This is a genomic window from Paenibacillus sp. 453mf (genome assembly GCF_900116105.1).
Taxonomy (GTDB): domain Bacteria; phylum Bacillota; class Bacilli; order Paenibacillales; family Paenibacillaceae; genus Paenibacillus; species Paenibacillus provencensis.
In genome coordinates, this window is the sequence record NZ_FPAC01000011.1 from 13779 (window position 1) to 28960 (window position 15182).

Consider the following 15182-nt stretch of genomic DNA (forward strand, 5'->3'; position numbering starts at 1 on the left):
TCGTAAAAAGAGGTGGTTCATATCTTGTCCAGCCTGTCTATTAATAAGAAACTGATTGCAATCAGCCTGATCTTTGTCTGTCTGCCTGTGATCATTCTCGGCTCCTATTGGTACAATGCATCCACCCGCACAATTGAAGAGTCCGCCATCGCATCCAACGAACGTATCGTTACTCAGACCAGTGAATACCTGAATTTATATGTATCCAATCTTGAAACTTCAACCTACCCCTTTCTCTCCAATTCGCATATCCAAACACTAATCAATCGTACCAGCATGACCCCTTATGAATACTTGAAGCTATCTGATGCCATCGAAAAAGGATTATTCGCCCAAATGCTCTATGGACGTGATGATCTTGTCGGGCTGTCTGTTCTTGCCAAGAACGGTATGCAGGTCAGCGACTACAGCCGCTCTGAAGAAATGCTCGATATGCGGAGCATCAGGCAGCGTAATCAGCTGCTGCTAGCAGACATGGACCAGATGGACGATTTCCATATGACGGGCATCCGCTACCTCGGTTCAGAGCCTGTGCTGACATTAATCCGAAAAATTTCGAGCAGCAAAAGCTATCTCTACGAGGGACTGCTCGTGGTTGATCTGAATCTGGACCAGATTGCCGGCATTTGCAGCAATGTATCCAGGGAGGACCTTCATCTGTGGATTGCCGATATGCAAAATAACCGTATCCTGTATCATCCGGACAAGGAGCGAATTGGCGATCTCTTGCCTGCGTCCCTTGCGAAGAAATTCTCAGCAGAGCCCGCCGGCCTAATACATGAATACAAAGGCAACACCGAAAATATTTTATTATATGAGGAGGCCACTCTCTCCAAATGGGCTGTGGCACTGGAGCAGCCTAAGAATGCCGTCGTGTTCGAGCTCCTTAATTTAAGATCAACAACCGTGTATTTGTTTGTCATCATTATGCTGGTGACGCTACTTGTTATGGGGGGATTCTCCTTACAGATCAGCCGCGCCCTGTCGCTGCTCCAGCATTTCATGAGACGTGTACAATCCGGTGATTTTACTCCCCCTATTACCCGTATGACCGGACGCAAGGATGAGATTGGCGGGCTGTTCCGCAGCTATTCCCATATGGTTGGGGAGCTGAAACGACTCATCGACGAGGTTCAATCCGTCAAGCTCAAAGAGCGCGAGCTGAGCCTGAAGCAGAAGGAATCGGCACTTCACGCGATGCAATCTCAGATCAATCCCCATTTTCTGTACAATACACTTGAAGTGATTAATGCTCATGCCATCCTCGACAACCAAATGGTGATCAGCCGGATGACTACCTCCCTCGCAGATCTGTTCCGCTACAATCTGAAGAATGCGCATCAAATCGTTACGCTTCGGGAGGAGATCGGGCATTTAAAGGCGTATTTGGATATCCAAAAGGCGAGATACCGAAAATTAACAGTCGATATCTGCATTGAGGAGTCTGTAATGGATCAGATTCCACTAGTGCGGCTGACACTGCAGCCGCTCGTTGAGAATGCATTTATCCACGGCTATCAGCACCATCGTCTGCCGCCTACCTATATCGGTCTGACCGGGACTGCGGATACGGACGGCAATTATATATTGCGAATTATGGATCATGGTAAAGGAATGGAAGAGAAGCGAATGGAACTGCTGAATCAGTTCTTCAGTGATGCTGAAGAATCCAGAGTAGAATGGGAGCCACTTATTCAATCCAGCGGAATTGGGCTCACTAGTGTTCATGATCGGCTTAGGCTGTCCTTTGGATGTGATTACGGATTAAGCATTCATTCCTCCGGTCCTGCCGGTACCGTGATTGAAATTAAGCTTCCACTCCATCTACAGCCTGCCCGTCCATAAAATGAGGAGGGATCTATATGTATAAAGTCATTATTGCGGATGATGAGTACATGATTCATGCCAGTCTTGCGAAGCAGGTGGAGTCCTCCGGGCTCCCCTATCAAGTTGTCGGTGAGGCTGAGGATGGACAGGAAGCACTCCTGCTGTTATCCGAGCAGCCTGATCTTATTGTAACCGACATCTGCATGCCAGCGATGGATGGACTTACGTTCATCGAACAGGCAAGAGCAGCGAACCCCCATGTTGTGTTCCTGATTATTTCCGGTTACAGTGATTTCGAATATGCCCGGACTGCGCTGCAGCTCGGTGTGGAAGATTACCTAGTAAAGCCGGTAAGCCCCGACAAATTCATAGCTGCACTCGAATCGATCCTTCGTAAAATCGAATCCCGCAAGCAGCAGCTCCTTCACCAGAAGCAATGGGTCGTTCATCAGCTGGAGCTGCTGAGGGAGCTTGAGAGCAGCATATGGAGACTTGATGAGACGACTGCACATCAAGCGGCAGTCCGCCTTCTAGATCAAGGCTTGCTGCGGGATGCGCCTGCTGCACCGCCGAACATGGTCATCGATCAGATCAAATCAGACCTCAACGAGATGCTTAAGACGCGGGGAATCGATGTATCTTATCCTCATTCAAACAAAGAAGCGGCGATTCAGCCGAATTCTGCCGAACCCGAAGCCGCTTTTCTTCATTACGTTACACTTCTCTTAGACCAGGTTAAGCAACATCGCAATTTCAGCTCACGAAATCAGATTTTAAAAGCCATTGCTCATACGCGGAAGCATCTTCATGCAAGCGACCTCTCCGTACAGCAGGCTGCTGATATTGCAGGCATGTCCGTGACCTATTTCAGCAGGCTGTTTAAGGAGGAAACAGGTGTGAGCTATGTACAGTATCTCATTAAGCTGCGAATGGAGGAAGCCAGATCACTGCTTGAGCAGCAAGCCTGCAGCGCATCCGAAGCGTGCGAACGAACAGGCTATATAGATTACCCCCATTTCAGCAAGACGTTCAAACGGCATTATGGCGTCGCCCCAGCCGATTATATGAAGCATCACCGCAGTTTATAACCGGCAGAGAGGAATGGCTCTTGCATGATGCGAACCTACAGAAATAGGCCAACCAGAAGCTCTGGTTGACCTAATCATACAAAAGCCGTCGGAGGCTCTCCTAATTTAGAGAGCAATCCAACGACGTTGCTTATACAAATACGCTATTTCTTTTTCTTACGGACAAATGCGGCCATGCCGTTTCCGCCGTTTTTGCCATTCCCTTTACGCTTGCGCTTGCCAGAGCCCTCTGTGCCTTTTGACGGGCTGCCACTTGGTGTCTGAGCTGCTTGTTCACCAATGAACACGCCGCTCTTCGATGTTTTTTTCTTACGGCCTTTACCCTGGCTTGAATGTCCATCCCGTCCGCCTTCTGCCAAGCCGTTAGCTGATCCGCCTGTCGAGCTGTATCCACCTTTGCCGGAGCCAAAGCCGAAGCTCTGCCCTCCGCGTGATTCTGTACCGGATACTCCCTGCTGTCCGCCTCGGCCGCCATTTTTGCCGCGGTTTCCACCGCCGCCCTTGCCCCTGCTGTCCCGTCCGCCTTGATTACCGCCTCGGCTGTCTCTGCCTCCGCGGCCCTCACGGCCTTCACGTCGGGAGGCACCACCGAAGCCGGCACCAGGACCGCGCTCCTGCCGGGGCTTCATGTCTACCATCTCAAAATCAATGGTGTATTCATCCATATTCACCCGTGCAACACGGATCTTCACTTCATCTCCGATACGGAATATTTTCGAGGTCCGCTCGCCAACAAGGATCATATGCTGATCATCAAAATGATAATAGTCATCTGTCAGCATGCTGAGGCGAATGAGACCTTCTACCGTATTCTCAAGCTCAATGAACATACCGAAGCTGGTAACACTGCTGATCATGCCGTCAAACTCTTCTCCGACCTTATCCAGCATGTACTGTGCCTTCTTCATCTTCTCTGTGTCACGCTCGGCCTCAACGGCTACACGTTCCCGCTCCGAGGATTGCTGAGCAATGTCAGGCATCCGGCTGGCCAGGTACTCCTGTCTATTCTCTGGAAGCGCACCGCCATTCTCGAACACTTCTCGCATGACACGGTGAATCACAAGATCCGGATAACGACGAATCGGTGACGTAAAGTGGCTGTAGAATTCTGCTGCTAAGCCAAAGTGACCGGACATCTCCGAATCGTACTTTGCCTGCTTCATGGAACGAAGCATCATCGTGCTGATAACCGTCTGTTCCTTCGTGCCTTGGATCTCCTCAAGCAGAGATTGAAGCGCTCTTGGATGAATGGAGTTCCCGCGCCCCTTAACGTGAAATCCAAAGTTTGCAGCGAAGCCCAGGAAGTTCTGCAGCTTCTCCTGATCTGGGTCCTCATGCACACGGTAGATGAACGGCACCTTCAGCCAGTGAAAATGCTCTGCTACGGTTTCATTTGCTGCCAGCATAAATTCCTCAATGATCTGCTCCGCCACCGTGCGCTCTCTCTTGACGATATCAACCGGCTTGCCTTCCTCATCCACGAGAATCTTGCTTTCTTCAAAATCAAAGTCCACCGCGCCCCGTCGCATACGCATCTCACGCAGCTTCATGGCGATTTCCTTCATCAGCTTGAAGTCATCTACCAGCTCACTGTACCGTTCGATCAGCTCAGGGTCTTCTTCCTCCAAAATTTTGTACACATTCTTATATGTCATACGTTCTTTGGTTTTGATAACACTGGTGAAGACTTCGTGGTTCACGACCTTCATCTGTTCATTGAATTCCATCACACAGGACATGGTCAGCCGATCCACTTGGGGATTCAAGCTGCATATGCCGTTGGAGAGACGGTGCGGCAGCATCGGGATAACCCGGTCCACCAAATACACACTGCAGCCCCGGTTATACGCTTCTTGATCTAGCTTGGAATTCTCACGTACATAGTAACCGACATCAGCGATATGAACGCCTAGACGATAATTACCGTTAGGCAGACGCTCCACGTTGACCGCATCATCCAGGTCCTTCGCATCTTCACCGTCGATGGTCACAATATTCAGTCCGCGCAGATCTCTGCGGCCCTGCTTAATAATTTCATCCTCCGTAATGGAGTCAGGCGCCTGTTCTGCCTCTTCGATTACTTCCTCCGGGAATGCTTCAGGCAGCTGATGCTTCCGAATAACAGACAGAATATCGATACCCGGGTCATCTTTATGTCCCAGAATCTCGATGATTTCTCCTTCTGCAGCGGCGCGTCCTTCCGGATAGCTTACAATATTGACGACAACCTTCTGGCCATCTACCGCGTTATTGAAGCTCGTACGCGGGATAAAAATATCGCGGTTGATCCGCTTGTCATCAGGAATCACAAATCCGTATACTTCTTGGCTCTGGAAAACGCCAACGACTTGTACTACGGCACGCTTGACGATACGAATGACTTCACCTTCAAGCCTTCCGCCTTCCGGGCCTTTTGAGGTTACACGAACCAGCACCGTATCCCCATTCATCGCACTCTTCAAATCGTTTGCATGAATATAGACATCCGGATGCTCACGATCCTCGGGGATAAGAAAAGCAAATCCCTTCGCATGAGCCTGCAATCTTCCCTTCACCATCTGCATGCGTCCAGGCACGCCATAACGGTTCGTACGGGTCAGGACGATCCTTCCCTCATCCTCAAGCTGATTGAGAAGCTTCAAGAACGCTTTGAATTCAGCGGCATCTTCAATACCGAAATGCTGCTCCAGCTCTTGATAAGTCATCGGTTTATAGGCCGTTTCCAGCATAAAATCAAGTAATTGTTGTTCAGTTATCATTTAGTTCACCTCTAGGAAACATAAGAGTAGGCCTTTATGTACTTTGTTATTCATTGTTATTGACGGTCGATCTATTTCTCCGTCATAACATACGCCTTGATATCATTAGTAAAATCTTACCCTAGTATACACGAATTTAATCCAAGAATGGATTTTGTATATATCCAAATAGGGATCTTCCGTCGATAAAGCTCTCAAATCAGGCGAATAGCCCTAGTTACAAAGAAAACCTTCGTTCCTCTGAGGAACGAAGGTTCTATGCGTCAAAGATTGAATTATTCAAATACAGCTACGAGAATCGCAAGGATCATAAACCCTGCTGCGAGACCAACGGTAACCCGTTGCAATACAAGTTCCAATCCGCGTGCTTTGGTTTTGCCAAATAGATGTTCCGCACCGCCGGAGATGGCACCGGAAAGACCCGCACTTTTACCTTGTTGAAGAAGAACGACGACGATTAAACCGATGGCGAAAATAACGAGAAGCAATTTCAAAACGATATCCATAACTTCCACCTCCTATACGAAATGTGCGTAACTCCACGCAGTAAACAATATTTTTATTGTACCATACGCTCTGCACTTATACAATCCGAAAGTCCTTAAGCTTTTACATCAATCGAATGGCCTGAGGTCGGATGCGGAGCACTCTCAGAGAGCATTTGTGCCATCTGTGTACCCATCACTTCCGCTTGACTCTTCGCCATATTCAGCACCTGAATGGATGCTGCCTGCTTAACGGCTGTCATTGACATGACTGTAGACATTGCTGCGATATCCATTACGCACCTCCTTTCTCTCCTCTATATCGGCATCATGGACATTAAACTGCAATCATCAGCATACACTGCGTTTAAGCAAAAAAAGAGCCGCCCAGATGGGCGACTCCTGTAATAAGCTTAGCGCTTATTATTTTTTCAAGTTGTAGAAGGAAGTCAGGCCGTTGTATTGAGCGAGTTCACCCAATTGATCTTCGATGCGAAGAAGTTGGTTGTATTTCGCGATACGGTCCGTACGGGAAGGTGCACCCGTTTTGATCTGGCCAGCGTTTGTTGCAACCGCGATGTCAGCAATAGTGCTGTCTTCGGATTCACCGGAACGGTGGGAGATAACTGCTGTGTAGCCAGCGCGTTTCGCCATTTCGATTGCATCGAATGTTTCAGTAAGTGTACCGATTTGGTTAACTTTGATAAGGATCGAGTTACCGATCTTCTCGTCGATACCTTTAGACAGACGCTCCGTGTTTGTAACGAACAAGTCGTCACCAACGAGTTGGATTTTGTCTCCCAGCTTCTCAGTAAGGAGTTTCCAACCTTCCCAGTCATCCTCGGAGCAGCCATCTTCGATTGTAACGATCGGGTATTTATCAACCCAAGAAGCAAGAAGGTCTACGAACTCAGCGGAAGTAAAGGATTTGCCTTCACCAGCCAGCGTGTATTTACCATCTTTGTAGAATTCAGTAGAAGCTACGTCCATACCAAGAAGAACGTCTTCACCTGGTTTGTAGCCTGCTTTTTCAATAGCTTCCATGATCGCGCCAAGAGCGTCTTCATTGGAAGTGAAGTTAGGAGCGAAACCGCCCTCGTCACCAACAGCTGTATTCAGTCCTTTTGCTTTCAGAACGGATTTCAGGCTGTGGAAGATTTCAGCACCTGTACGAAGAGCTTCCTTGAAGGAAGGAGCACCTACAGGCAGGATCATGAACTCTTGTACGTCAACGTTGTTGTCCGCATGCTCACCGCCGTTAACGATGTTCATCATTGGAACTGGAAGCTGTTTCGCGTTGAATCCGCCAAGGTATACATACAGTGGAAGATCAAGAGCGTCTGCAGCTGCGCGAGCAACTGCCATAGATACAGCAAGAATTGCGTTCGCACCGAATTTACCTTTGTTTGGCGTACCATCTAAAGAGATCATCAGTTTGTCGATACCAAGCTGATCAAGCGCGTCCATACCGATAATTTCTGGAGCGATTTTTTCGTTTACGTTCTTAACTGCGTTCAGAACACCTTTACCAAGGTAACGGTCTTTGTCACCATCGCGAAGCTCAACTGCTTCGTGTGCACCAGTGGAAGCACCGGATGGAACGATTGCGCGTCCGATTGCACCGGACTCTGTATATACTTCAACTTCTACTGTAGGATTACCGCGGGAGTCAAGGACTTCGCGTGCGTATACGTCAGAAATAATTGTCATGAGTAATTACTCTCCTTTATTCTTCGTTTCTTTTTTTGCTATATAGATTGAGCTAAAGTCTAAATCAGTCCTGCTGTAGAATAGATCAGTAGATAACTGTTCATTTCTTTAGTTCATTCTATCTTGCCAGCATACCTTCTATCATTAAACCCTATACGCGCATAGGATTGCAAATCGGTTCATTTTACAGCTTACTTGCGTCCTGAAATAACAGAATGTCCGGTCATCTCCGCAGGCTGCGGAAGTTCCATCAGATCTAGGATCGTTGGAGCGATATCTGCGAGAATTCCGCCATCACGGAGCTCTACGTTCTCAGACGTCACGATGAACGGAACCGGGTTCGTTGTATGCGCTGTGAACGGTTTGCCATTCTCGTCAAATACCATATCCGCATTACCATGGTCTGCTGTAATCAGTACAACGCCGCCTTTTGCAAGAACAGCCTCTACCACACGGCCCATACATTCATCGGTTGCTTCTACCGCTTTGATCGTTGGCTCAAGCTTACCGGAGTGACCTACCATGTCCGGGTTTGCAAAATTCAGAATGATCGCGTCATGTTTGTCTGCCTCGATCTCCTTCACACAAGCATCCGCTACTTCATAAGCGCTCATCTCAGGCTTCAGGTCATAAGTTGCCACCTTCGGCGAATTGATGAGAATGCGAGTCTCGCCAGGAAGCTCAACATCGCGGCCGCCGCTGAAGAAGAAAGTAACGTGCGGATATTTCTCCGTCTCCGCAATACGAAGCTGTTTCTTGTTGTTCTGTACAAGTACTTCGCCAAGTGTATTATCCAGGTTCTTCGGCGAGTAAGCCACATACCCTTCAACCGTTTCACTAAAGAGTGTGAGACATACAAAATGAAGTCCCTCAGGGAATTTATCTCCACGATCGAAGCCGCGGAAATCCTGGTTGGTAAACACTTGAGACAGCTGGATTGCACGGTCAGGACGGAAGTTCAGGAATATGACAGAATCGCCGCTTTCCACGAGTCCAACAGGTTGTCCATCTTCCTTAACGATTACCGTTGGTTCAACGAATTCATCGAATACGGATTTCTCGTAGGATTCTTTGACCGCCACCATCGGGTCGGTATATACCGGTCCGTCTCCATACACGATTGCACGGTAGGACTTCTCTACACGTTCCCAGCGTTTGTCGCGGTCCATCGCGTAGTAACGTCCTTGAACAGTTGCGATCTTACCAATGCCGACTTCAGCAATTTTGGCATTCAGCTCCCCAAGGAACTTGATACCGCTGTCCGGGGATACGTCGCGCCCATCGAGGAATGCATGGATGTAAACATCGTGCATATCTTCTTTTTTGGCAAGATCGAGCATTGCGAACAGGTGATTAATATGGCTGTGAACCCCACCGTCGGACAATAGTCCGTACAGGTGAAGCTTTTTACCCGTGGACTTAGCAGCACGCACTGCACCTAGGAGTGTTTCGTTATCGAAGAACTCGCCTTCGCGAATTGACTTGGAGATCCGGGTAAGATCCTGATATACAATACGGCCTGCGCCAATATTCAAGTGACCTACTTCCGAGTTCCCCATTTGTCCTTCCGGCAGTCCAACCGCTTCACCGCAAGCAGTAAGTGTTGTATGCGGATATTTCGCCATGTAACGATCATAATTCGGCTTCTTCGCTTGAGCTACTGCGTTACCCACTTCTGTGTTGCGCAGTCCAAAGCCGTCCATAATAATCAGAGCTACAGGTTTTGGTGCAGTCATCTTACTTCGCCCCCTGAACGAGCGCGATGTAGGATTCAGGCTCCAGGCTTGCTCCGCCTACCAATGCACCGTCAATATCGCTTTGTCCAAGATATTCAGCTACATTAGCTGGCTTCACGCTTCCGCCGTATTGAATAACAACAGCATTCGCTACATCTTCGTTGTACAGACCTTTAATGATGCTGCGGATGTAAGCAATGACTTCGTTCGCATCTTGTGCAGTTGAAGATTTGCCTGTTCCGATCGCCCAGATTGGCTCATAAGCTACGATGACTTGAGCTGCTTGGTCAGCAGCAAGTCCTGCAAAAGCCGCTTCTGTTTGCACTTTGCAAACATCCTTCGTTTGATCTGCTTCACGCTCTTCCAATTTCTCGCCTACACATACGATCGGTGTAAGACCATGACGGAATGCTGCGTGGACTTTCTTGTTCACGGTTTCGTCGGTTTCATTGAAGTACTGGCGACGCTCAGAATGTCCGATTACAACGTAATCCACACCCAGATCCTTCAGCATCCCACCGCTGATTTCACCTGTGAATGCGCCATTGTCTTCAAAATGAAGGTTTTGTGCACCAATTTTGATATTCGTGCCTTTAACTGCTTCTACCAGAGCCGGCAGGTTCGTGAAAGGAGCACAAATCACGCTCTCCACGCCTTCTGCTTCGACTTTGCCTTTTACCGCTTCGATAAACGAAGTGGCTTCCGGTACAGTTTTAAACATTTTCCAGTTACCTGCGATGACTTTTGTTCTGCTCACCGTTTATCGCCTCCTCAAATGGGATTCAAATTTATTTATCGTTCAATGCCACAACACCTGGGAGTGCTTTACCTTCCATGAATTCCAGGGAAGCACCACCGCCTGTAGAAATGTGGTCCATTTTGTCAGCAAGATTAAATTTCTCTGCTGCTGCTGCAGAATCGCCGCCGCCGATTACAGTGTAGCCTTCTGTTGCTGCACAAGCTTCTGCAACTTGACGAGTACCATGGGAGAATGGCTCAATCTCGAATACGCCCATTGGTCCGTTCCAAACAACCAGCTTGGAGTTCTTAATCACTTCAGCATATTTCGCACGAGTCTTCGGCCCGATATCAATACCTTCCCAATCTGCAGGAATTTCATCGATGTTTACGATCTTCGTTTCTGCATCTGCACTGAATTCTTTCGTAATCACGATATCTTCAGGAAGAAGGAAGTTTTTACCAAGCTTTTTCGCTTTTTCGATGAAGCTTAGAGCAACGTCCATTTTGGATTCATCCAGAAGGGACAGTCCAATTTCATGACCTTGAGCTTTGAAGAATGTGTATGTGAGACCTCCGCCGATCAATACGTTGTCTGCAAGATTCAACAGGTTGTCGATCACATCAATTTTGTCTTTTACTTTTGATCCGCCGATAATGGCTGTGAAAGGACGCTCTGGGTTGGACAATGCTTTGCCAAGTACAGACAATTCTTTCTCCATCAATAGGCCGGATACAGCTGGAAGATGATGCGCGATACCTTCTGTGGAAGCATGAGCACGGTGTGCTGCACCGAATGCATCATTCACGAACAGGTCAGCCAGTTCTGCAAATTGTTTTGCTAGTTCTGGATCGTTTTTCTCTTCTCCAGGATAGAAACGGACGTTTTCAAGCACAAGCACGTCACCGTTGTTCAACTTCTCGATTTCTGCTTTAACTGCTTCGCCAACAGCCTCGTCCGCTTTTGCAACCGGTTTGCCAAGCAGCTCGGACAAACGGTTTGCAGCAGGTGTCAAACGAAGAGAATCAACGAACTCACCTTTCGGACGTCCCATATGGCTTGCAAGAATCACTTTTGCACCATTCTCAATCAGAAACTTAATTGTTGGCAGTGTTTCACGAATACGAGTATCATCCGTAATCTTTCCATCTTCGAGCGGTACATTAAAATCGACGCGAACAAATACGCGCTTTCCTGTTACTTCTACATCACGTACACTTTTCTTGTTCATCTCCACGTTCCTCCTAAGCGCTATCTACCACAGCCAATCACCGGCATCTTGTGTGCAGTTGCCATCCGGCCTTAAGGTGGACAGCTCATGTTTATTAAACAGCAGCATGATATAAATAATAATCTCTATATAATGTAATCTTCTATATCCGGTATCCCCGGTTCTCTGGCATTAAAGATAAAATCATGGTGAAGAGGAGACCAAAAACCTTGTTCTCCTCTTCACCTTATTTTGAATTCCTATCGTTTGTCTTACAGACCTTTGCTTGCAATGTAAGCAGCGAGGTCTACGACACGGTTGGAGTAGCCCCACTCGTTGTCATACCAAGAAACAACTTTAACCATGTTGTCGCCTACTACCATAGTGGAGAGAGCGTCAATTGTAGAAGAAGCTGGGTCGCTGTTGTAGTCGCTGGATACAAGCGGCTCGTCGGAGTAGTTAAGGATCCCTTTCAGTGGTCCGTTAGCTGCTTCTTTAAGAGCTGCGTTTACTTCGTCTACAGTTACGTTTTTGCCAAGCTCAACAACCAGGTCAGTTACGGATACGTTCTTAGTAGGAACGCGCATTGCCATACCATTCAGTTTACCTTTCAGCTGTGGCAATACAAGGCTAACAGCCTTAGCTGCACCTGTTGTTGAAGGAATGATGTTCTCAGCTGCTGCACGAGCACGACGAAGGTCTTTGTGCGGCAGGTCAAGTACTTGCTGGTCGTTAGTGTAAGAGTGAACAGTTGTCATCATACCTTTAACGATACCAAAGGACTCGTCAAGAACTTTAGCAAATGGTGCCAAGCAGTTCGTCGTACAAGAAGCGTTAGAGATTACTGTATGGTTAGCTGGGTCGTATTTGTCTTCGTTTACGCCCATAACAACTGTAATATCTTCGTTTGTAGCTGGAGCAGAGATGATTACTTTTTTAGCTCCGCCTTTAAGGTGAGCTTCTGCTTTTTCTTTTGCTGTGAAGATACCTGTGGACTCAACAACGATTTCAACGCCGTTAGCTGCCCAAGGCAGGTTCTCAGGGTTACGCTCAGCAAATACTTTAACTTCTTTGCCGTTAACGATCAGCGCACCTTCTTTAGCTTCTACAGTTGCGTTCAGACGACCATGAGTTGTGTCGTATTTAAGCAAGTGAGCCAAAGTGCTCACGTCTGTCAAATCATTGATTGCTACGATTTCTACATCGCTGTTGTTCAGCGCTGCGCGGAATACGTTACGTCCAATACGTCCAAAACCGTTAATACCTACTTTTACCATGAGTAAGTTCCTCCCAAGTTTTGCTTTAAATTTTTATATATTCAAGACAAGCCTGTTAAGGCCCATCAAGACAACGAATCCATAACTCTATAAATCTTTAACAATTTCAGCTGCTGCCGCTTCATCTATGACTAGAATATCTTCTTGTCCGAAGCGAAGCACCGCCTGTATCGAAGCTGCCTTGCTCTTACCGCCTGCAATAGCGATAACAACCTCGGTACGTCTGATATCCTCTAAGCGCATACCCAGGGTCAGCATCGTATGAACAATCTCGCCCTCGCTATTGAAATAATAGCCGAAGGATTCTGCCACGGCACCCTCATCACGTATTTCAGTGACCGTCTGTGGTGCCAGCTTGCGCCGTTTGGCCATTTCCATCGCACCGCCTATTCCGTGAATCACGATGCGCGCATTACGGATCATATCCAGAATTTCCTGTATGTTGGAGTCTTGTATCAGTGAATCATAGGCATGATTGCTTAATAGATCCGGTACATGCAAGAGCCGATATTGTGCTCCAAGCTTCTTCGCCATCATGGAAGCAATCGTATTCGCCTGAAGCTCCAAGCTCTCTCCAAGACCACCTCGTGCAGGCACGAGCCATACATCTCGCTTGGATGATGATGGGGTTAGATGCTCTGCAATCGCTGCTGTTGTGGAACCGCCCGTTACAGCTACCACATCCTCATCATGCATGACACTCAGCAGTGCTTTCGCTCCGGCGCGCCCCAGCTCTCGCTTAGCATATTCCGAATGCTCAGAATCCCCTGGAACGACAATGACCTTCTGAAGTCCATAAGTTCTTCTGATCTGCTCTTCCATCTCTGATAGTCCAAACAATTCCTTGGCTACAGGTTCAAGCATTTCAAGCAGCTCTTCTCCAGCCTGACTTATTCTCATTCCCACCGTTTCAATCTCAATGAGTCCTTGCGATTTCAGCAGATCCGTCTCTGCTCTGAGTACACGCTCCGTCATATCCATGGCGTTCGCAAGTGTTCTTCTGCCAATCAATTCCGAAATCATGATCTGGCGTAGAATCGTATATCTCTTCTTCATTACGTCCATGAGATCAGGTAGAAGCTGCTTCTGCACTTCTAATATCGTTCGCATGCTATCCACTTCCGCAAGCTCCTTCATTCCGGTCTCTGAGGTGGACTAAAAATGTCCCGGGTTAACTTTTTAAGTCCCACGTTTATTTTAACCAAATCTAACGTGGGATGCAAGGGGTCCAAAAGTATATTTTACAAAGCCGTTTCCCTTTATTCGCTTGTGTAAAATATCACAATTAAAAAAGCGATACCATCGGTTTTCATCCCTTCATCTATAGGTTGTACAAATATGTTCAACATCAAACTCTATCATGGAACTCTCTTGCAAATTTTTTTACATTCAGATATAATCAATATTACTGTCATAGACAGTTACTTGAATGTGCGCCCGTGGTCCAACGGATATGACGTAGGCCTCCGGAGCCTGAGATCGAGGTTCGATTCCTCGCGGGCGCGCCATTACTATATAGTGGCTTCATATACATTTAACCAATGAAACCGAACAGGTTTCTTTTTTTATCAAATTAGTTTGACTTTCTTTGACTTTTTGTTTGAAATTGTTTATGATGTGGTTAATACGGAAACAGTAAGTATATGTAGATGAAGTTCCTGTTCTCGTGTCTCGTGAACTTAAGACTCTAAATTTTTTTGAGGAGGTTTTTCGCATGAGTTATATTCCTATGGTCGTAGAACAAAGCAATCGCGGTGAACGCGCTTATGACATTTATTCCAGACTGCTGAAAGATCGTATCATTTTCCTTGGCAGTGATGTCAACGATGTCGTCGCTAATTCCATCATTGCTCAAATGCTGTTTCTAGCTGCGGAAGATCCAGAGAAAGACATTCATTTATACATTAACAGCCCTGGCGGTTCCATCACGGCGGGTATGGCAATATATGATACAATGCAATTTATTAAACCCGATGTTTCCACGATCTGTATGGGTATGGCTGCTTCAATGGGTGCCTTCCTGCTTAACGCAGGTGCGAAGGGCAAGCGTTTTGCTCTCCCTAACAGTGAAGTGATGATCCATCAGCCGCTTGGTGGAGCGCAAGGCCAAGCCTCTGATATTGAAATTCGTGCACGCCGTATTCTCAAAATGCGCGATAAGCTGAACCACATCCTGGCTGAACGTACAGGTCAGCCTCTCGAACGCATTGAACGCGACACAGACCGCGATAACTTCATGTCCGCTGAAGAAGCGAAGGCATACGGATTGGTTGACCAAGTTCTTGAGTCTTCCACATCTGCGCAAGGTCTATAAGCTGTAATAACACCAAAATCCTCGTTCCTGATTTGAA

General features: G+C 47.3%; 12 protein-coding genes and 1 tRNA gene. 4 read left to right on the forward strand and 9 right to left on the reverse strand.

What is annotated here, in order from left to right:
* Positions 1-24: 24 nt before the first annotated feature.
* Positions 25-1845, forward strand: a complete 1821-nt coding sequence (locus BM415_RS23155) for a cache domain-containing sensor histidine kinase (protein ID WP_170862596.1) — start codon at positions 25-27, stop codon at positions 1843-1845.
* A gap of 17 nt (positions 1846-1862) precedes the next feature.
* Positions 1863-2915 (forward strand): response regulator, encoded by a 1053-nt coding sequence (locus tag BM415_RS23160; RefSeq protein ID WP_091161656.1) that lies wholly within the window; start codon positions 1863-1865, stop codon positions 2913-2915.
* A 143-nt stretch (positions 2916-3058) separates the two neighbouring features.
* Here BM415_RS23160 and rnr read toward each other — a convergent pair whose 3' ends face one another.
* The 9 genes from rnr to BM415_RS23205 all read right to left on the reverse strand — a co-directional run bounded on the left by rnr (position 3059) and on the right by BM415_RS23205 (position 13941).
* A complete protein-coding gene (rnr, locus tag BM415_RS23165) occupies positions 3059-5674 on the reverse strand; it encodes a ribonuclease R (RefSeq protein WP_091161658.1) in 2616 nt (871 codons plus the stop codon).
* 275 nt (positions 5675-5949) lie between these two features.
* Positions 5950-6180: a preprotein translocase subunit SecG gene (gene secG, locus BM415_RS23170; RefSeq protein WP_091161659.1), complete on the reverse strand. Its 231-nt coding sequence runs from the start codon at positions 6178-6180 to the stop codon at positions 5950-5952.
* A 95-nt stretch (positions 6181-6275) separates the two neighbouring features.
* The gene (locus BM415_RS23175) at positions 6276-6455 is read right to left on the reverse strand and encodes a YjfB family protein (protein WP_091161661.1); all 180 of its coding nucleotides are present in this window, start codon (positions 6453-6455) and stop codon (positions 6276-6278) included.
* Positions 6456-6582: 127 nt separating this feature from the next.
* Positions 6583-7869, reverse strand: coding sequence for a phosphopyruvate hydratase (eno, locus tag BM415_RS23180; protein ID WP_091161662.1), 1287 nt, complete (start codon positions 7867-7869; stop codon positions 6583-6585).
* Between the two features lie 191 nt (positions 7870-8060).
* A complete protein-coding gene (gpmI, locus tag BM415_RS23185; RefSeq protein ID WP_091161664.1) occupies positions 8061-9605 on the reverse strand; it encodes a 2,3-bisphosphoglycerate-independent phosphoglycerate mutase in 1545 nt (514 codons plus the stop codon).
* A gap of 1 nt (position 9606) precedes the next feature.
* Entirely contained in the window at positions 9607-10362 is a 756-nt protein-coding gene (gene tpiA / locus BM415_RS23190; protein WP_091161665.1) for a triose-phosphate isomerase, read from the reverse strand.
* A gap of 31 nt (positions 10363-10393) precedes the next feature.
* Complete coding sequence (locus BM415_RS23195; protein ID WP_091161667.1) at positions 10394-11575, reverse strand: phosphoglycerate kinase; 1182 nt, start codon at positions 11573-11575, stop codon at positions 10394-10396.
* 251 nt (positions 11576-11826) lie between these two features.
* On the reverse strand, positions 11827-12831 hold the full coding sequence (gene gap / locus BM415_RS23200; protein WP_091161669.1) for a type I glyceraldehyde-3-phosphate dehydrogenase: 1005 nt from the start codon (positions 12829-12831) through the stop codon (positions 11827-11829).
* An 87-nt stretch (positions 12832-12918) separates the two neighbouring features.
* Complete coding sequence (locus tag BM415_RS23205; RefSeq protein WP_091161711.1) at positions 12919-13941, reverse strand: sugar-binding transcriptional regulator; 1023 nt, start codon at positions 13939-13941, stop codon at positions 12919-12921.
* Between the two features lie 323 nt (positions 13942-14264).
* On the opposite strand from BM415_RS23205, the gene BM415_RS23210 reads away from it, so the two are divergent.
* Both BM415_RS23210 and clpP read left to right on the forward strand, forming a co-directional pair.
* Positions 14265-14339: transfer RNA gene (locus tag BM415_RS23210), tRNA-Arg, on the forward strand.
* 206 nt (positions 14340-14545) lie between these two features.
* Positions 14546-15145 carry an ATP-dependent Clp endopeptidase proteolytic subunit ClpP gene (clpP, locus tag BM415_RS23215; RefSeq protein WP_091161670.1) on the forward strand — a complete coding sequence of 200 codons (600 nt, stop codon included), beginning with the start codon at positions 14546-14548 and terminating at the stop codon, positions 15143-15145.
* Positions 15146-15182: the final 37 nt, after the last annotated feature.

Bases quoted from the DNA above. Each gene is read 5' to 3' on its own strand.
- BM415_RS23160 (WP_091161656.1), top strand. From the start codon at position 1,863: ATGTATAAAGTCATTATTGCGGATGATGAGTACATGATTCATGCCAGT.
- rnr (WP_091161658.1), bottom strand. From the start codon at position 5,674: ATGATAACTGAACAACAATTACTTGATTTTATGCTGGAAACGGCCTAT.
- secG (WP_091161659.1), bottom strand. From the start codon at position 6,180: ATGGATATCGTTTTGAAATTGCTTCTCGTTATTTTCGCCATCGGTTTA.
- BM415_RS23175 (WP_091161661.1), bottom strand. From the start codon at position 6,455: ATGGATATCGCAGCAATGTCTACAGTCATGTCAATGACAGCCGTTAAG.
- eno (WP_091161662.1), bottom strand. From the start codon at position 7,869: ATGACAATTATTTCTGACGTATACGCACGCGAAGTCCTTGACTCCCGC.
- gpmI (WP_091161664.1), bottom strand. From the start codon at position 9,605: ATGACTGCACCAAAACCTGTAGCTCTGATTATTATGGACGGCTTTGGA.
- BM415_RS23195 (WP_091161667.1), bottom strand. From the start codon at position 11,575: ATGAACAAGAAAAGTGTACGTGATGTAGAAGTAACAGGAAAGCGCGTA.
- gap (WP_091161669.1), bottom strand. From the start codon at position 12,831: ATGGTAAAAGTAGGTATTAACGGTTTTGGACGTATTGGACGTAACGTA.
- BM415_RS23205 (WP_091161711.1), bottom strand. From the start codon at position 13,941: ATGCGAACGATATTAGAAGTGCAGAAGCAGCTTCTACCTGATCTCATG.
- clpP (WP_091161670.1), top strand. From the start codon at position 14,546: ATGAGTTATATTCCTATGGTCGTAGAACAAAGCAATCGCGGTGAACGC.